The organism is Cupriavidus sp. 05T41 (assembly GCF_056396525.1).
Window position 1 is genome coordinate 1 of record NZ_JBFTLQ010000047.1, and the last position, 17,333, is coordinate 17,333.

Genomic DNA, 17,333 nt, shown 5'->3' on the forward strand with positions numbered 1-17,333 from the left:
GCGGAGCGGAGGGGAGCGCGTGCGGGGTGCGGCGCGCGGCGCGGCGGGTGGCGCGGCCATCGGGGCCATTGCGGGCGATGCCGGCAAGGGCGCGGCCGCGGGTGCTGCCGTCGGGACCATGGCCGGCGGGGCGCGGGCACGGCAGAACCAGCGCTCGGCCCAGGCCTCTGCGCAGTCCCAGAGTCAAGGCGCGATGGATACCTACTATCGGGCCTACGCGGCCTGCATGGAAGGGCGCGGCTATTCGATCAAGTAAGTAGCGATGTCCAGGGCGCGAAGGCAAGGTTCGCATGGAACATGAGTCATCGAAGCACTCGTCCGGCGGCTTTCCCTTGCCGGTGCCGGAGTGGATCCGCGAGTACCGCAAAGACTGGATCAAGCCGGATGTCGTGGCCGGCCTGACGGCGGGCGCAGTGGTGATTCCCAAGGCGCTGGCCTACGCGACCGTCGCCGGATTGCCGGTCGAGGTGGGGCTCTATACCGCGTTCCTGCCGATGGTGGTGTACGCGCTGCTCGGCACGTCGCGGCCGCTCAGCGTGAGTTCGACGGCAACGCTTGCCATCCTCGCGGCGACCGCGCTCGGGCGGGTGGCCCCTGGCGGCGACGCTGGCACMTTGCTGACCGCTTGCGCGACCCTGACCGTGCTGGTGGGCGTCATCCTCGTGCTGGCCGCGCTGCTGCGGCTCGGCTTTGTCGCCAACTTCATTTCCGACCCGGTGCTGACCGGATTCAAGGCGGGGATCGCGATCGTGATCGTGGTGGACCAGATCCCGAAGCTGCTGGGCATACATTTTACGAAGGGCACGTTTTTCCACAATGTGCTGGCCATCGGCACCGGGCTTGGGCACACGTCGGTGTACACCGTGGCGGTGGCGGCCGTCACCGTTGTCATGCTCCTGGCGATCGAGCGGGTGTTCCCGCGCGCGCCGGCCCCGCTGATTGCCGTGGCCGCCGGGATAGCGGGTGTTGGTCTGCTCGGCTTGCAAGGCCACGGGGTCGAAGTGGTCGGCCACGTACCCACCGGCTTGCCCACGCTTGTCATGCCGGACTTCGCTCTGGTTGCCGACCTCTGGCCCGCAGCGGCGGGCATCGCGCTGATGAGCTTTACCGAGTCGATCGCGGCAGGCCGCGCGTTTGCGCAGCGAGGCGAGCGCACGCCGACAGCAAACCGGGAACTGCTGGCGACGGGCCTGGCCAATGTCGCAGGCGCGTTATCGGGCGCCATGCCGGCCGGTGGCGGCACGTCGCAGACCGCGGTGAACCGGGTCGCCGGGGCGCGCACGCAGTTGTCGACGCTGGTGACCGCGGCCATGACCCTGGGCACGATGCTGCTGCTTGCGCCGTTTATCGGGAAGATGCCGCAAGCCACCCTCGCCGCGGTGGTGATCGTGTACTCGGTCGGCCTGATCCAGCCGGCGGAGTTCCGCGCGATCCTCGATGTGCGCCGCACCGAGTTCCTGTGGGCGCTGATCGCCATGGTCGGCGTCGTGCTGCTGGGCACGCTGCAAGGGATCGTCGTCGCCATTGTCGTCTCGCTCGTGGCGCTTGCCCATCAGGTGTCCGACCCTCCGCTCCATGTGCTCGGGCGCAAGCCGGGCACCAACGTGTTCCGGCCGGCCTGCGCCGAGCACCCGGAGGATGAAAGCTTCCCGGGCCTGCTGATGCTGCGGCCGGAAGGCCGTATCTTCTTCGCCAATGCCGAGCGGCTTGGCCAGAAGCTGCGCCTGCAGATCGTCGCCACGAAGCCGCAGGTMATCGCGCTGGATCTCGGTGCCGTGTTCGATCTCGAATACACGGCGCTCAAGATGCTGACGGAGGCGGAGGCGAGGTGGCGCGAGGACGGCGGGGCGTTGTGGCTGGTCGGGCTGAACCCGKGGGTGCTCGCACTGGTGCAGCGCGCGCCCCTGGGCGCTGCACTGGGGCGCGAACGGATGTTCTTCGATCTGGAGCAGGCAGTCGACAGCTATCAGGCCTCGGTCGTGGCGCAGGCCAGCCGGCCATGAAACCGCCACCGGGGCGCGGCAGGTGGAACGGCGTTGCATKAAGGATTCCTGCCTGGTGCTCCAGGCACCGTGAGCGTGGTGCTTCTCGATGCTCCTTTGATTCTCGTGAACCGGGCACTATATTAGCGCTTGGTTTGAGGCGCCGATGTGGCGAGGTKGCGGCAGGCTTCAATGCTGCCGCGATGAAGATAAACGAAGCGGKAGAGGATCATGGTAAAGATKGCAACATCCATCATGCTTGCGATGGCGTTCAGTGCTTCACCGGCTTGGGTCCACGCCGCTTCGGCCGCGGCCGCGCAAGGTCAAAATGACGAAATCGTGAAGATGCGCGAGGAAATCGCCGCCGCCAGGAAGGAATACAAGCGCAAGGTCGGCGAAGCGCAAAAGGTCTTCGACGAGCAGAAATCTGCCGCGGCCAAGKAGCGTGACACGGCGATCTCTGCCGCACGCGCCAAGGCCGGGCAGAAATGATTGGCAGGCCGGTTGGCCCGCCTGTTCCTGCGTTCAGGCGTTAGCGAGGACCGGCGCCAGGGAGCGCTCCGTTCCTGGCGGTGACGATGCCGTCGCCAAGATCCGGGTCGGACCCTTGCTGTGCCGTACAACAGGCTGAACAGCCGCGGCCTCATGAGCCCTCCGGATTCTCCACCCCCGCACCCCGAACCTGGCCGGATTCCGCGCCGGGTCACCGATCATGCCGGCTGGGGCCGGTGGCTGCCGGGACTGCGCACGCTCCGCGCGTACCAGGCGGCGTGGCTGCGGCACGATATCGTGGCGGGGCTCGTGCTCACCACGATGATGGTACCCGTGGGCATCGCCTACGCGGTGGCGTCGGGCCTGCCTGGCATCCATGGTCTCTATGCGACCATTGTTCCGCTGTTCGTCTATGCCTTGTTCGGGCCCAGCCGCATTCTGGTGCTGGGCCCGGATTCCTCGCTGGCCGCCGTCATCCTCGCTGTCATCCTGCCACTGTCCGGGGGCGATGCGCATCGCGCGGTCGCCCTTGCGGGCATGATGGCGGTCGTGTCGGGTGCGGTGTGTATCCTGGCCGGCATAGCGCGCCTTGGCTTCATCACCGAGCTTCTTTCCAAACCGATTCGCTATGGGTACATGAACGGAATCGCGCTGACGGTATTGATCAGCCAGTTGCCCAAGCTTTTCGGCTTTTCGATCAAGTCCGACGGACCGCTGAGAGATTCGTGGGCTATCACCACAGCGGTGATCGATGGAAAGACCAACTGGGTCGCGTTCATGGTCGGCGCATCCACCCTGGTGGTGATCCTGCTGCTCAAGGGAAACAAGCGCGTGCCGGCCATCCTGGTCGCCGTGGTGGGAGCGACCGTCGCCGTCGGCATGCTGGACCTTGCCGCGCGCTTCGGGGTGTCGGTCCTGGGTCCTCTTCCGCAAGGCCTGCCAGCATTCGCCATCCCGTGGATCACCACCGGCGATATCGTCCCCGTCCTGACCGGCGGTTTCGCCGTTGCCCTTGTCTCGTTCGCGGACACCAGCGTGCTCTCTCGTGTCTATGCGGCGCGGACTCGTACCTATGTCGACCCGAACCAGGAGATGGTGGGGCTCGGCGTCGCCAATCTGGCCGCCGGATTTTTTCAGGGCTTCGCCATCAGCAGCAGTTCGTCCCGTACGCCCGTGGCCGAGGCCGCCGGTGCCAGGACCCAGCTGTCCGGCGTAGTCGGCGCGCTTGCCGTTGCCCTGCTGCTGCTGGTGGCGCCGGACCTGCTGCAGGATCTGCCCACCAGCGCACTGGCCGCGGTGGTGATCGCATCGGCCATCGGGCTGATCGAGGTCGCCGACCTGCGACGGATCTATCGCATCCAGCGCTGGGAGTTCTGGCTATCGATCGTCTGTACGGTCGGCGTGGCTGTGCTGGGTGCGATTCAAGGCATTGGCCTGGCCATCGTGATTGCCGTCATCGAATTCCTCTGGGACGGCTGGCGCCCTTACTCTGCGGTGCTGGGTCGCGCCGAGGGCGTCAAGGGCTACCATGACATCAAGCGCTACCCCGAAGCGCGCCTGATCCCCGGCCTGGTCCTGTTTCGCTGGGATGCGCCCTTGTTCTTTGCCAACGCCGAACTGTTCCATGACCGCGTGCTGGATGCGGTGGCGGCATCGCCCACGCCGGTACGCTGGCTGGTCGTTTCGGCGGAGCCGGTCACCAGCGTGGACGTCACCTCCGCGGACATGCTTGCCGAGCTGGACGGAACCTTGCACGCGGCTGGCATCGAGCTGTGCGTGGCCGAGATGAAGGATCCCGTCAAGGACAAGCTGAAACGATTCGGGCTGTTCGCGCGGATAGGCGAGACGGCATTCTTCCCGACACTGGGCGCCGCCGTCAGCAGCTATCTCGCGACCTATCCCGTGGATTGGGTGGACCGGGAGGAGACCGATGGCTGAGTGGAGAGGCAAATCCTGGCACGCCTCGCTGGCTGGCGGGCATCGGGCCTGGCAGTCGGCGCGTTGAAGCCTGGACGACTGCTTCGGTGCGTCCATCTTCACCCCCCCCAGCCGGGTTGAGGTCCCCGAGGCTCGCTCTCTCAGCGCTATTTGCTTCCCTTGATATTGCCCGCGACGCCGCCGGCGACCGCACCTATGGCGGCCCCCGTCCAGCCACTGCCTCCCGCGATGGCCGCAATGCCTGCGCCCGCCAGGGCTCCCACGCCCGCGCCGGTMACCGTCCCTTGTTGCTGCGGCGTCATGTTCGTGCAGCCAACAACGCCGGCGAGGGCGAGCGTCACGCCAATTCGTTCGAGTCGTTTCATCTGATTCTCCTACTTGGTGCGCTGAAGCCCGGGCACAACCATTTCGAACCAAATCGTTTCGAGGACGGGTCGCTGCAACTGGTCCGGATGCGCGGCGTACCAGCGGTCGAGTCCTTCGCGCACCGTGTCGAGGGTCTGGCCCTTCAGCCCTTTCGCAAGGCGTGGGACGATGCTCTGGGAGTCGGTCGGCGGCTTGCCAGCCTGATAGGCGATATCGACCAGGGCCAGATTGGCGATACCGACGAGGTAAGCCTTTTTCATTTGTTCCGATGACTCGGTCCAATGCCTGCCGGTGACCAACGGGATGTCTTCCGCGCGGGGAGTACCCGATACCAGCGCCAGCGTCATGCATCCCACGGCCATCGCCACGCGTAATTTGTGTTTCATCGCCATCGCATTCTCCTCGGGAATCCGCGTTTTCATGGTACTCCGGAACACCGCAACATCCTTGACGCACATGGTCGAGACACGGTGTCGTGCTTCGCACGCGGCAAGGCAGTCCCACAAGGGCAGCCCCGCGTTGCCGCCTCGCTACRTGCAGTTGGCGCGGTAGGTCTCCTGCAATTGCTTGCGCGTCTGGTMGCGCTCGATCTTGGGAATGGTGCGCCCCTGCGCGTTTTGCGTGGCCGGGCCGGATGACTGGTAAGACCGCTGGCTCGAGGTGGCGTTGAATTGCTCCTTGAGCTCCTCGCACCTGGCGCGCCTGGCGTCATCCGGACTCAGTGCGTCGGCCGACGGAGGGCGATAGGGACTGGCGCCGCTCTGTACGGCCTCGGATATGGCATTGGCGGCACCCTGGCCCGGCGCGGGCTGGGCCAGGCCAGCGGTGGCAATTCCCAGCGCCATCAGGCTGGCCAGCATGGATTTCCGGGACATCCGCATACGCTCTCCATTGAGTGACGATGACGCTGGCGTGCTCGAACCGACTGGTCTGGCCCTGAGGTGCAGACCAGACTAAGCGTAGTCATGCCCGGACGTATGTCAAATCCGAAGGCGCGCGGTGTCGCGCAATGACTACTGGCGGCGCCCGCGTCTGCGGCGCCAACGCCAGTCCGGGCAGGCAGGGCCGGACCGCACCCGATCAAGGCGATCCGCCCTCGGTCTTGCCATACCTGATCACATCCAGCACCGCAGCCGTCATCAACGAGGTAGAGACACCGAACATCAGGATGCCGTTGGCCGCTTCCAGTGGCCCGAGCAGGCGCCAGCGTTCGGACATCACGATATCGCCATAGCCAAGGGTGGAGAAGTTGACCCCAGAGTGATACAGCGCCGTGGAGAAATCACGGAACTCGCCGAGCATCAGGAACAAGGTAGCCCATATGGCAATCTGCGCGATATTGCAGAGCAAGGTCAGCAGCATCACGCCAGACAGCAGCACGATATCCGCCCATAGGGATTCATGTCCTTGCCGGGTCCGCCTGAAGCGCGCATAACGGCGCAGGCAGATGGCAACGACGACGGCCTGCAGCGGCAGGCATAGCAACATGACGGGGGCTGCAGCCAGGAATTGGAGGAGCATGGTCGATATGTTGGTCAGGCGCCGCGCGGTCGATCGCGGCGGCGATGGTCGAGGAGCTGGAGCACCAGGCAGGCATACAGGGTGACGGCAATGAAAAGCCCCATCCGTATCGCAAAGGCCGTGTAGACGTCCTTGCCGGCACGGCTGTCCTGGACCGACTGGCCGAGCAGGATGATCAGGGTCACGAAGGTGTTCACCCAGAAGCCGGGCGGCTGGCGTGTCGGGCTGGTCGCATAGAGCTTGCGCCCCAGCAGCAGGCCGAACAGCAGCATCCACAGGTAAAACATCCACAGGTGCACGAACAGTTTGAGTGCGCACCAGAACAGGACCGCCAGCAKCCCGCCGAGCAAGGTGGATCCCAGCAGCTCGCGGGCGGCACCGTGAGCCTTGGTGGTGCAGCTTTGCCTGCCGAGGGTGACGGATTTCATGATGATCGGCATGTAGCTGTCCGGCGCGGTCAGTGCCAGCAGGAAGGCCGGCAACACCACCAGCGCGGCGCGCAGGGCCAGCCGGTCGGCGTCGCMGGCCGGCACGGCCGGGGCGGCGGGCCCGGGACKCCTGCGGGCGGGTTCGGGAAACAGCCAGTGACTGAGCGCCAGCACCAGCACGCCGAGCAGAAGCCCCTTGGCCAGGGCGCCGATGACCGTCAGGGCCAGCCCGAAATCAGCAAATCCGGCGGCGGAGATCATGGTGAGGCCAGCCACCAGGAAGGTGGCGACCAGGTTGTTTCCGCCGCGCAGGCCGAAGCGAAAGGCCAGGTAGAGGCATAGCGCGACCAGCAACACGCCGCTGAACGGGTAATAGCGCAGCACGGGGATGAGCAGCAGGCCGCTGCCGGTGGTGAGCGTCACCATCAGGGCCAGCCCCAACCCTGCCTTGAGCGGGAGCGGGCGGTCGAGCGTGGCGAGCAGGAACACGGCGAGCACCGGCGCGACCATGGGGATGGAAAAGTCCAGGCCGAAGCTGATTGCCAGGCATAACGCCGTGCCGCTGGCCAGGCGCAGCGGACCCCGGGACGGCGGCGCGGCTACGTTGGCATGAACGCAATCAGTAGACATAGGAAAGCCAGCTCATCAAGCGCAGGAACAGGCGGCCGGGCGGATGGAGCGGATTGCCCTCGCCGGGAAAGGCCATGACTTCGGCCTGCCCGCCCACGCGGATGCCCCGAAGCGCGGCCAGTTGGCCGGGCGCGAACTCGACAACCACCGGGAAGCGCTGGGCCGGGCGCAGCCAGTCGCGGCTGTTCTGTACTGTCGGCAGGCTGCCGGGCGGGGTGCTCTGGCCCGTGCTGATGCCGTAGCCGATGCTGCGCACGCGGCCTTCGAAGACCCTGCCTGGAAAGGCATCGAGCACGATGCCAACCGGTGTGCCGACGTCGACGTGGCCCAGGTTGTTTTCGGTCAGGTCCGCGCTCACCCACACATCGTGGATGGCGATCAGTGTCATGACTGGCGCGCCGGCCGCGGCATACAGCCCGGCTTCGGTGCGCAGATCCGTGATCAGGCCGGCGGTGCGCGCACGTACCTGGGTATTGGCCAGGTCCAGTTCGGCTTTTTCCAGGGCCGTGGCGGCGCTGCGCAGCTTGGCGTTCTCTTCCTMGCTGCCGCCCTGCAGTTCTTTCGCGCGCTCCACTTCGGCGCGGGCCGCGGCGACCTGGCCCGCGGCCTGTTCGTGGGTGGCGCGGGCCACCTCCAGGCGGCGCAGCGAGACGGTACCCTGGTCCTCGCTGTAGAGGCGTTCGAGGCGCTCGCTGTCCTGGCGTGCCTTGGTTTCGTTGGCGATGGCGGCGCGCAGGGATGCCCGCGCCGAATCGATGCCGGCAGTGTTGGCGCCGATCTGGCGGMGCGTGGATTCGAGGTCGGCACGGGCGCGGTCTACCGCGATCCGGTAGTGCACCGGATCGACTTCAAACAGTAGCGCGCCGGCCGCGACATCCTGGTTGTTGCGCACATGCACGCGCGTCACMCGCCCGGACACTTCCGCGGCGACCGGTACCACGAAGGCTTGCACCCGGGCCTGCTGGGTGTAAGGGGTAAACCGGTCGGCCAGCAGATACCAGGCCAGGCTCAGCACAATCAGGCCGATGACAAGCCTGAGCGCCTTCCTGCCGGGGTCGGCCTGTGGTTGTGTGCTGGCCGGCGTATTGGACGACGACGCGGCCGACGCATCGGCTGGCGCATTGGCTGGCGCATCGGCTGGCGCACTGGCCGGCACTTCGGGCGGGGTGGATGCCAGGGGTCGCTGGGTATCACTCATCGGAGTCGGGCCTCTGCGAGGGGAGCTTCGCGCTGGTGTGCTGGCGGTCCGCCTCATCCAGCAGATCGCCCCAGTCGGTCCGTTGCCGCATTTGTTCGCGGGTGGCCGGGTCGACCAGCGGTTGCCCGCTGTACCAGCCCCCGCCCAGTGCCTTGTAGAGGGCAATCAGGTCGCTCACGGCATTGCTGCGGTTGACCAGGTAGGCGTCCTGCTGGGCAAACAGCGCGCGCTGGGCATCCAGCACGCGCTGGAAGTCCGAGTAGCCCTCGCGGAAAAGCGCGCTGGCCAGCGTCAGCGAGCGGTCGGCGGCCAGCGACGCCTCGCGCAGGATGTCCTCGCGCTCCAGTGCCCTGACCAGGCTGCTGGCGGCATCGTCGGCTTCGCGCGCCGCCTGCCGCACGCTGTCCTGGTAGGCGACAATCAGTTGCTGCAGACGCGCATCCTGCACGCGCACATTGTTCTTGATGCGGCCATAGTCGAACACGTTCCAGCGCAGGCTGGGACMACCGATCAGGGCGAGGTTATTCGGCGTGCCCGCCAGAGAGCTGGCGGACCAGGAGATGCTGCCGAGCAGCGACAGCGAAGGATAGAGATCTGCCTTCGCCACGCCGATGAGCGCCGATTGCGCCGCGACCTGCAGTTCGGCGGCGCGGATATCCGGACGGCGCAGCAGCAGATTGGCTGGCACGTCTTGCAGTACCGCGCGGTCAATCAGCGGGATCACTCCCTCCCTCTGCGCCAGCTCCGGCAGTTCAGGCAACTGCCCGGGGGGGCGGCCGATCAGGATAGCCAGGGCATTGCGGGTAAGCACGATCTGGTTTTCCAGTTCGGGGATGCTGCTCAGGGTGCCAAGGTACTGCGTCTTGGCCTGCTGGAGATCMAGCTCATCACTTTCGCCGCCCTTGAACAGGCGCTCGGTGATCTCATAGCTGCGCTTMTGCAGGCGGGCGTTCTCGCGGGCGATGCGCAGGCGCGCTTCGGCGGTGCGCAGGGCGAAGTAGGTCTCGGCCATCTGCGCATGCAGCAAGACCAGCACGTCCTCATGGTTGGCCATGGCGGCGAAATAAGCGGCATCGGCCGACTCGATGGCGCGGCTGAAGCGTCCCCAGAAATCCAGCTCCCAGCCGATGTCGAAGCCCGCGCTGTACTGCCAGAAGCGGCTATTCTGGGCGTTGCGGCCGCCGGACTGCCGGCGATCCATGTACAGGGCGTCGGCACTGACCTGTTGGCGTTGCGGATAGCGCCMGCTCAGGGCAATGCCCAACTGGGCGCGGGCTTCCAGCACGCGCAGCCCGGCAATCCTCAAGCCGGCATTGTGCGCATCGGCTTCGGCGATCAGGCGTTCCAGGGTCGGGTCGGCGAAGACCTGCCACCACTGCCGCAAATCGGGTTGCAACCGTTGCTCGCTGGCCTGTMCGACAGCCGGGCTGTTCCACTGGCTGGTCCAGTTCTCGCGCTGCGCCTGGAAGTCCGGACCCACKCGCGCGCAGCCGCTCAACGCGAGCAGGCCGGCCAACAGTGCGCGCCGTGGACGGATCAGGGCCGGCATATGGCGCACGCGCCCGCATCAGGCCTGCTTGTCTTCGCCATGCGTGCATCGACGCCGGGTCCAGGCGGCAGGGGCTGGAACACGTCATCGGCGTTGTCGGCAATGCCGGCAACGAAGACACAGATGTAGAAGACCATGGCACCCGTCTCCCCTGACGATCCTGGTGACCTGCGCAACTTCGGGAAAGCCGTCTACGTATTTAAGGAGCGCATTCTGCCGCGCGGGTCTTCGCCAGCGTCCCGCAAGTCCGGGGCGCGCCGCTGGCGGGATGCCGCTTGACCCACTTGCTCGAATATAGCTGAAGCGTGGCGTCTTACCGGTCCGGGATGCAAGAAGGCAACACGCCGACTGTGCTCAATGGAACACAGCTATGGGGGATCGCTCTGCGTCACCTCTGTGGCTGCGCCTTCGCTTTGCCTGGATGCCGGCGTGCTGGCGGCATGCCTGCGGCGCCAGGCCACCGGCGATTCACCGAACTGGGCGGAGAACCAGCGCGTGAACGAGCTAGCGCAGCCGTAGCCGAGCAGTTCGGACACCCGCAGCAKGGAATACTGCGGGTTCCCCACATAGCGTCGTGCCAGCTGGCTACGGACTTCATTGAGGATGTCCGTGAAGGTCTCGCCCGCTTCATCAAGCTGGCGCTGCATGGTTCGCAGGCTCAGGCCCAGGCCTTGGGCGACGCCCTCGCAGGTGGCGCGGCCCATCGGCAACATCAGGTAGACGGCATTGCGCACGTCACGGCCGATGGACGGCTCATTGACGCGAGGCAGCATCTCGACGAAGCGCTGCGCATGGCGAGCCATGGCCGGATCCCCGGTTGGATTCGGCGCGTCCAGGTCTGCCGCCAGGCAGACGATGCCGTTGAACTCGCTGTCGAACTCCAGCGGGCAGCCGAACAGCCTCCGGTGGACACCCAGGTCGGCGGGTGCCGGGTGCGTGAAGTTGACGCTGTGCGGTCGCCAGTGCGGGCCCAGCAGCGCCCTGCACATGCGGAAAACCACGCCGATGGCAAGTTCGGTGGCCTGCCGCGAGGGCGCGTTCAGCACGAGTTCCTGCCGGATGATGACGGCCTTGCCAGCGTTCTCCAGCACGATTGCCACCGACTCGTTGACCAGGTGCCGGTAGCGGATGGTGGTAACCAGCGCATCCCGCAGCGTGGGTTGCTGGCTGATCAGCAGGCTCATCACGCCAAAGTCCGACAACTGGCGCGATTCGGCCATGCGCAGGCCGAAGGTCGGGCAATCGGCCGCCAGCGCGGCGGACTCCAGCAGCGTGGCACAGGCATTGACGGGAATGCGCTGGTCCGGATCGGCCAGCAGCATACGGCTCAGTTTCGCCGCGCGCAGCAGCGACTGCGGGTTGATGCCAAGGTCTCCTGCCACTTCAAAGAAGTTGGTCAGTGCAGCCGCACGCACCAGCGTCTCCAATTCAGTCTCCTCTTTGCTCTTTTGCCTGCTCCGGGTTTGCCCTTGGCGGGTTGCCCGTCTTGTCTTCGCAAGCCGGATGATAGGCGCGCGTGGCATGAAATGCAAAGTCCGCGGGGGCAAATGCAAAGCGCCGCGGCCAGCCAGGGCCTACATTCTCTGCATGCGCGGCGCACTCTGCGCCGCAGCGACAGATCAAGGAGATAAGCATGGCAAAGGTAGTCCGCATGTACGAGGCCGGAGCGCCGGAAGTTCTTCGCTACGAGGACATGGAAGTCGGCGATCCCGGCCCCGGCCAGGTGCGCATCCGCCACGTGGCGGCCGGCCTGAACTACGCCGACACCTATTTCCGCAATGGCACTTACCCGGTACCGCTGCCCGCGGGCATGGGCGTGGAAGCCGCCGGCGTGGTGCAGGCCATTGGCCCGGGCGTGACCAACGTGGCCGTCGGCGATCGCGTGACCTACACCGGTTTCATCAACACGCTGGGTGCCTACAGCACCGAGCGGCTGGTGCCGGCCGCGCCGCTGATCCGCCTGCCGGATACCATCGGCTTCGAGACCGCCGCGGCCATGACCATGCGCGGCCTGACCTCGGCCTACCTGATGCGCCGGATCCATCCCTTCAAGGCGGGCGACACCATCCTGCTGCATGCCGCGGCCGGCGGCGTCGGGTTGATCGTTTCGCAATGGGCCAAGCTGCTGGGCCTGACCGTGATCGGCACCGTCTCCACCGAAGCCAAGGCCGAAGTGGCCCGCGCCCACGGCTGCGACCACATCATCAACTACAGCCATGAGGACGTGGCAAAGCGGGTGCGCGAACTGACCGACGGCGTGGGTGTGTCCGTGGTGTTCGACAGCGTGGGCAAGACGACCTTCATGGCGTCGCTGGATTCGCTCAAGCGCCGCGGCACCATGGTGTGMGTCGGCACGGCCTCGGGCCCGATCCCGCCGTTCGACCCCGTGCTGCTGGCCATGAAGGGGTCCGTGTTCCTGACCCGGCCGGCACTGGCCGACTACATTTTCGATCCGGCGGAGAAGACGGCACTGGCCTCGGAACTGTTCGATCACGTCGGCGCCGGCCGTATCAAGATCGAAATCAACCAGCGCTACGCCCTGGAGGATGCGGTGCAGGCCCATCGTGACCTGGAATCGCGCAAGACGACGGGCTCGTCGATCTTCGTCATCTGAGGAGKGATGCACATGCAAGTCCATCAACTCACCTGCGCACTGGGCGCGGAACTGGCCGGTGTCAATCTTGCCGACGCCGTTGGCGACGCTGGCCTGTTCGCCGAAATCCGCTCACTGCTGCTCAAGCATCGCGTGCTGTTCCTGCGCAACCAGCATTTCAGCCGTGATGAGCATGTCGCCTTTGCGCGCCGCTTTGGCGAGCTCGAGGATCACCCCGTTGCCGGCAGCGATCCCGAGCACCCGGGCCTGGTGCGCATCTACAAGACCCCGGACCAGCCCAACGACCGTTACGAGAACGCCTGGCATTCGGATACCACCTGGCGCGAAGCGCCGCAGTTCGGCGCCGTGCTGCGCTGCGTGGAGTGCCCGCCGGTGGGCGGCGACACCATGTGGGCAAACATGGCGCTTGCCTATGAAAGGCTCCCGGCGCACATCAAGGAGCAGATTGCCGACCTTCGTGCGCGCCACAGCATCGAGGCCTCCTTCGGCGCGGCCATGCCGATCGAAAAGCGGCTGTCGCTCAAGGCCCAGTTTCCCGATGCGGAGCACCCGGTGGTGCGCACGCACCCGGAGACCGGCGAAAAGATCCTCTACGTGAATGCCTTCACCACGCATTTCACCAACTACCACACGGCCGCCCGCGTACGTTTTGGCCAGGACGCCAATCCCGGCGCGGCCGATCTGCTGCGCTACCTCGTCAGCCAGGCATATGTCCCTKAGTACCAGGTGCGCTGGCGCTGGCAACCCGACAGCGTGGCCATCTGGGACAACAGTGCTACCCAGCACTATGCGGTGATGGACTATGCGCCGTGCCACCGCAAGATGGAGCGCGCGGGTATCATCGGCAGCAAGCCGTTCTGAGCGCGCGTGGAGGCAACACAATCATGCAAGACAACCTGGTTATTCCCACGCAGTCCGCGTACGCCTACCCGCTGCTGGTCAAGCAGCTGCTGATCAATTCCCTGAGTCTCCATGGCGACCAGGAAATCAGCTACCGCGGCCAGATGCGCTACACCTTCCGCGATTTCCGCCGCCGCATCGGCCAGCTGGCCTCGGCGCTGACCTCGCTCGGCGCCGGGCACGGCACCACGGTCGCGGTGATGGACTGGGACAGCCATCGCTACCTGGAATGCTACTTCGGCGTGCCGATGATGGGCGCGACGCTGTTTACGGTAAACGTGCGGCTTTCGCCCCAGCAGATCCTGTACACGCTGAACGACGCCGGCGCGGACGTCATCCTGTTTCACCCCGACTTCGCGCCGGTGCTCGAAGAGATCCGCGCGCAGCTCACAGGCAACCCGCGCCTGGTCCTGATGGCGGACGGCGAGGCCGCACCGGCGCTGACGCTGCCGCTGGCGGGCGAGTACGAGGCCCTGGTGGATGCGGCCTCGCCCGATTTCGCCTTCCCGGATTTCGACGAGAACACCAAGGCCGCCACCTTCTACACCACCGGCACCACCGGCGACCCCAAGGGCGTCTGCTACAGCCACCGCGACATCGTGCTGCACACGCTGGCAACCTCTGCGAGCCTGTGYTCGCCCCGCGAGGGCCAGCGCATGCACCGCGAGGATGTCTACATGCCGATCACGCCGATGTTCCACGTGCTGGCATGGGGCATCCCGTACATCGCCGTCATGCTGGGCCTGCGCACCGTGTTGCCGGGCCGCTACGCGCCCGACATGCTGCTGAAGCTGCGTGAGACGGAGAAGGTCACCTTCTCGCACTGCGTGCCGACCATCTTGCAGATGCTGCTGCAGTCCTCGCAGGACGGCGCCCAGGATCTTTCGGGCTGGAAGATCATCATCGGTGGCTCGGCGCTGCCGCCGGTCCTGTGCGAAGCGGCACTGGCGCGAGGCATCGACATCTTCGCCGGCTATGGCATGTCGGAGACCGGCCMGATCGTCTCGCTGGCCCAGTTGCCGCCAGGGTGCAAGCCGAGCGACCGTGCGGAAGAAGTCCGCATGCGCTGCTCGACAGGCCGCCCGGTGACGCTGGTGGACTACCGTATCGTCAGCGAAGACATGCAGGACCTGCCGCGCGACGGCAAGAGCCGCGGCGAGATCGTGCTGCGCGCACCGTTCCTGACCAAGGGCTATTTCKGGAAGCCGGCAGCCTCGGAGGAACTGTGGGCGGGCGGCTACCTGCATACCCAGGATGTCGCGGTGATGGGCGCGGACGGCTTCGTGCAGATCGTGGACCGCATCAAGGACGTGATCAAGACGGGCGGAGAATGGGTTTCCTCCATCGAGGTGGAGCACCTGATCACGGAGATACCCGGCGTGCTGGAGTGCGCGGTGATTGGTGTGCCGGATGCCAAGTGGGGCGAACGCCCGATGGCCTTCGTGGTGCGCGAGGCAGGGGCGGAAGTGGGCCCCGCGCAGATCCGCGATCAGCTGATGGGGCACGTGGCGTCCCGCCGCATCAGCAAGTACGCGGTGCCCGAGGCGGAACGCATCGTCTTTGTCGAGGCGATCCCGAAGACCAGCGTAGGCAAGATCAATAAAAAGCAGCTGCGTGAAAAAGCGGTCTGAAGGGAAGTAAGGGAAGTAAGGGAAGTAAGGGAAGTAAGTGAAGTAAGGAAAACTATGCGCCAGTCCTCAGGCGGGGGCTGGCGCTTTTTCTTGCCGGAAGGGCGAGCCGCGCGAAATGCGCAGCAACCACCTCCATCGTTCCCGCTACCCGGCGAAGGACCATCCTTGCCACCACGACAGGCGCAAAGCAAAGCGCCTCCCGAAGGAGGCGCGTCGTACAAGCGAGCCGGAGGGCTGCCGCAGTCAGGGCTGGATATTGAAGGCCTTCACAATCCCCGCATTGCGCTCGAACTCTTCATGCAGCGACTGGCTGAGCTGCGGCAGCGTCTGCGCAGCCATCGGCTCATAGCTCAGGGCCTGCATCCGTTCCTGCAGCTTTGGCGTGGCGGCCGCCTTGTAGGTGGCTGCCTGGATCTTTTGCGCCATCTCGGCCGGAACGCGGGCCGAGGCAATCACGCCCACCCAGTTGCTGAACTCCACATCCGGATAACCCAGTTCGGCGAAGGTGGGCACTTGCGGCAGCAGTGGCGAGCGGCTCTTGGAGGCAACCGCATAGGCCTGCAGTTTGCCGGCCTTGATCATCGGCAACGACGTCACCATGCCGTCGTACATGAGCGSGATCTGGCCGCCCATCACCTGGACCAGCGCCGGCCCGGAGCCCGCAAAAGGCACATGCTGCAGGTCCAGCCCGGCCTTCTGGTTCATGATCACGCCGGCATAGTGAGACGCCGTGCCGGCGCTGTAGGAGGCAAAGCTCAGCTTGCCGGGGTTGGCATGCACGTAGCCGACCAGGCTCTTGAAGTCCCTGGCAGGCAGGGATGGCGCGCCAACCAGCAGCAGGCGCGATCTTGCGACCGCGGCCAGCGGCTGGATGTCCTTCATGGTGTTGTACGGCGTCTTGAGCACATGCGGCACTTCGGTCAGCACGTTGGTGGCCGTCACCATGATGGTCTGGCCGTCGGGTGGCGCCGCCAGCAAGGCGTTGATGGCGATGCCGCCGCCGGCGCCTGGCTTGTTGTCGACCACCACGGGCTGGCCCAGGTCCGCCGAGAGCTGGTCGGCCAGCAGGCGGGCGATCACGTCCATGGTGCCGCCGGCCGGGGCCGGCACCAGCATGCGCACAGGCTTGTTGGTCCACGCCATCGCCGCCGGCACGGACAGGGCCAGCACGGCGGCTACGGCGGCGTGGCGCACGCGAAAGAGGGCGGGGCGGTTGGGCATGTCTGTCTCCGTTATGGATATGGGATATGGAATATGGAAAGCCGTGCCAGTCTTCCCTTGTCGGGGGCGGTACACGGGATCATGCGGGAAAGCGAGGCGCCGGCGGATGAAATTCCGCCTTCGCGAAGGGGTTCAGGTGGMAGCCAGGGTGGCGCGTTGCTTCGCGCGCGCCAGCGCCCGCAGCATGGCTTCCAGCAACGCGTCGGGAAGCCGCGAGCCAGACACGCTGTGGGTGCCGTTGAAGACAAAGTGCGGAACGCCKAGCCCGCTGCGMAAGGGCGGATCCGCCGGGGCGTGCAGTGACGGCAGCCAGTCCAGGTCATGGTGCCCGGGGGCAGCGCCCTGGTCCGGCATGCGGATGCCGCATTCTGTCGCGGCCTGTCGCAGCACGACGGGATCACCGATGTTCGCCGCGCGGATGAAGTAGCGCGTGAACAGGTTATCGATCAGGGCGGATGCCGCTTCGGCACCTGCCTGCTGCCTGGCAAGGCGTACCAGGCGATGGGCCAGCAAGGTGTTCGGGAAGATCTCGATACGGTCCAGCGCCAGCGTGAGGCCGGCCTCGCGCGCGGCGGCACGGACCTGCGCCTGCCGTGACGCCACGGCCTCGGGGCTGCCCAGGCGGTTCACGTAGAAATCACGGTAGGGCRAGCCGGCCGGAGGCGTGGCGGGGATCAGCGGGTAGGAGCGCCATTCCACGTGCACGGTAACGTCCGGGCGCTCACGCCCGAGCAGGCCAATGGCGTTTTCCAGGTGCTTTTTTCCGATCAGGCACCAGGGGCAGATCAGGTCGAAATAGGCCTMGACCGAGAGCGTGGACGGATTGTTCATGGCGGCGGCTTGATGACGCCGGCCGGCGTGCC

General features: G+C 66.1%; 18 protein-coding genes. 7 read left to right on the forward strand and 11 right to left on the reverse strand.

Features of this window, described 5'->3' with window-relative positions; genetic code table 11:
• The 4 genes from AC1DKV_RS24900 to AC1DKV_RS24915 all read left to right on the forward strand — a co-directional run.
• On the forward strand, positions 1-256 hold a 256-nt coding region (locus tag AC1DKV_RS24900), incomplete at its 5' end, for a glycine zipper family protein (RefSeq protein WP_477138211.1).
• Positions 257-290: 34 nt separating this feature from the next.
• The gene (locus AC1DKV_RS24905; protein WP_477138212.1) at positions 291-2,003 is read left to right on the forward strand and encodes a SulP family inorganic anion transporter; all 1,713 of its coding nucleotides are present in this window, start codon (positions 291-293) and stop codon (positions 2,001-2,003) included.
• A 210-nt stretch (positions 2,004-2,213) separates the two neighbouring features.
• Positions 2,214-2,474 (forward strand): hypothetical protein, encoded by a 261-nt coding sequence (locus tag AC1DKV_RS24910; protein WP_477138213.1) that lies wholly within the window; start codon positions 2,214-2,216, stop codon positions 2,472-2,474.
• 153 nt (positions 2,475-2,627) lie between these two features.
• Positions 2,628-4,412 (forward strand): SulP family inorganic anion transporter, encoded by a 1,785-nt coding sequence (locus AC1DKV_RS24915; RefSeq protein ID WP_441614740.1) that lies wholly within the window; start codon positions 2,628-2,630, stop codon positions 4,410-4,412.
• Positions 4,413-4,558: 146 nt separating this feature from the next.
• On the opposite strand, the gene AC1DKV_RS24920 is transcribed toward AC1DKV_RS24915, so the two are convergent.
• The 9 genes from AC1DKV_RS24920 to AC1DKV_RS24960 all read right to left on the reverse strand — a co-directional run bounded on the left by AC1DKV_RS24920 (position 4,559) and on the right by AC1DKV_RS24960 (position 11,531).
• On the reverse strand, positions 4,559-4,777 hold the full coding sequence (locus AC1DKV_RS24920; protein WP_441614450.1) for a YMGG-like glycine zipper-containing protein: 219 nt from the start codon (positions 4,775-4,777) through the stop codon (positions 4,559-4,561).
• 9 nt (positions 4,778-4,786) lie between these two features.
• Positions 4,787-5,140 (reverse strand): hypothetical protein, encoded by a 354-nt coding sequence (locus tag AC1DKV_RS24925; protein ID WP_441614739.1) that lies wholly within the window; start codon positions 5,138-5,140, stop codon positions 4,787-4,789.
• A 168-nt stretch (positions 5,141-5,308) separates the two neighbouring features.
• Complete coding sequence (locus AC1DKV_RS24930) at positions 5,309-5,659, reverse strand: hypothetical protein (RefSeq protein ID WP_477138214.1); 351 nt, start codon at positions 5,657-5,659, stop codon at positions 5,309-5,311.
• Positions 5,660-5,858: 199 nt separating this feature from the next.
• On the reverse strand, positions 5,859-6,299 hold the full coding sequence (locus AC1DKV_RS24935; protein WP_441614447.1) for an ion channel: 441 nt from the start codon (positions 6,297-6,299) through the stop codon (positions 5,859-5,861).
• Positions 6,300-6,313: 14 nt separating this feature from the next.
• Positions 6,314-7,357 (reverse strand): DUF2955 domain-containing protein, encoded by a 1,044-nt coding sequence (locus AC1DKV_RS24940; protein ID WP_477138215.1) that lies wholly within the window; start codon positions 7,355-7,357, stop codon positions 6,314-6,316.
• Positions 7,347-8,555, reverse strand: coding sequence for an HlyD family secretion protein (locus AC1DKV_RS24945; RefSeq protein ID WP_477138216.1), 1,209 nt, complete (start codon positions 8,553-8,555; stop codon positions 7,347-7,349). The genes AC1DKV_RS24940 and AC1DKV_RS24945 overlap by 11 nt, the downstream gene beginning before the upstream one ends.
• The gene (locus AC1DKV_RS24950; protein ID WP_477138217.1) at positions 8,548-10,104 is read right to left on the reverse strand and encodes an efflux transporter outer membrane subunit; all 1,557 of its coding nucleotides are present in this window, start codon (positions 10,102-10,104) and stop codon (positions 8,548-8,550) included. The genes AC1DKV_RS24945 and AC1DKV_RS24950 overlap by 8 nt, the downstream gene beginning before the upstream one ends.
• Positions 10,092-10,241, reverse strand: a complete 150-nt coding sequence (locus AC1DKV_RS24955) for a hypothetical protein (RefSeq protein WP_441614439.1) — start codon at positions 10,239-10,241, stop codon at positions 10,092-10,094. Before AC1DKV_RS24955 ends, AC1DKV_RS24950 begins: the two co-directional genes overlap by 13 nt.
• 231 nt (positions 10,242-10,472) lie before the next feature.
• A complete protein-coding gene (locus AC1DKV_RS24960) occupies positions 10,473-11,531 on the reverse strand; it encodes an AraC family transcriptional regulator (protein ID WP_477138218.1) in 1,059 nt (352 codons plus the stop codon).
• Between the two features lie 206 nt (positions 11,532-11,737).
• Between AC1DKV_RS24960 and AC1DKV_RS24965 the strand changes: the two genes are divergently transcribed.
• Genes AC1DKV_RS24965 through AC1DKV_RS24975 form a run of 3 tightly spaced genes read left to right on the forward strand, consistent with a single transcriptional unit; the run spans position 11,738 to position 15,249 of the window.
• Positions 11,738-12,718 carry a quinone oxidoreductase family protein gene (locus tag AC1DKV_RS24965; RefSeq protein ID WP_477138219.1) on the forward strand — a complete coding sequence of 327 codons (981 nt, stop codon included), beginning with the start codon at positions 11,738-11,740 and terminating at the stop codon, positions 12,716-12,718.
• A gap of 12 nt (positions 12,719-12,730) precedes the next feature.
• Positions 12,731-13,579: a TauD/TfdA dioxygenase family protein gene (locus AC1DKV_RS24970; RefSeq protein WP_477138220.1), complete on the forward strand. Its 849-nt coding sequence runs from the start codon at positions 12,731-12,733 to the stop codon at positions 13,577-13,579.
• 23 nt (positions 13,580-13,602) lie between these two features.
• The gene (locus tag AC1DKV_RS24975) at positions 13,603-15,249 is read left to right on the forward strand and encodes a fatty acid--CoA ligase (protein WP_477138221.1); all 1,647 of its coding nucleotides are present in this window, start codon (positions 13,603-13,605) and stop codon (positions 15,247-15,249) included.
• A gap of 243 nt (positions 15,250-15,492) precedes the next feature.
• Here AC1DKV_RS24975 and AC1DKV_RS24980 read toward each other — a convergent pair whose 3' ends face one another.
• Together AC1DKV_RS24980 and AC1DKV_RS24985 are read right to left on the reverse strand one after the other, a co-directional pair.
• Positions 15,493-16,470, reverse strand: a complete 978-nt coding sequence (locus AC1DKV_RS24980; RefSeq protein WP_477138222.1) for a Bug family tripartite tricarboxylate transporter substrate binding protein — start codon at positions 16,468-16,470, stop codon at positions 15,493-15,495.
• Positions 16,471-16,602: 132 nt separating this feature from the next.
• Complete coding sequence (locus tag AC1DKV_RS24985; protein WP_477138223.1) at positions 16,603-17,301, reverse strand: DsbA family oxidoreductase; 699 nt, start codon at positions 17,299-17,301, stop codon at positions 16,603-16,605.
• Positions 17,302-17,333: the final 32 nt, after the last annotated feature.

Excerpts from the sequence above, each read along its gene's own strand:
- AC1DKV_RS24915 (WP_441614740.1), top strand. The coding sequence starts at position 2,628 with ATGAGCCCTCCGGATTCTCCACCCCCGCACCCCGAACCTGGCCGGATT.
- AC1DKV_RS24925 (WP_441614739.1), bottom strand. The coding sequence starts at position 5,140 with ATGGCCGTGGGATGCATGACGCTGGCGCTGGTATCGGGTACTCCCCGC.
- AC1DKV_RS24935 (WP_441614447.1), bottom strand. The coding sequence starts at position 6,299 with ATGCTCCTCCAATTCCTGGCTGCAGCCCCCGTCATGTTGCTATGCCTG.
- AC1DKV_RS24955 (WP_441614439.1), bottom strand. The coding sequence starts at position 10,241 with ATGGTCTTCTACATCTGTGTCTTCGTTGCCGGCATTGCCGACAACGCC.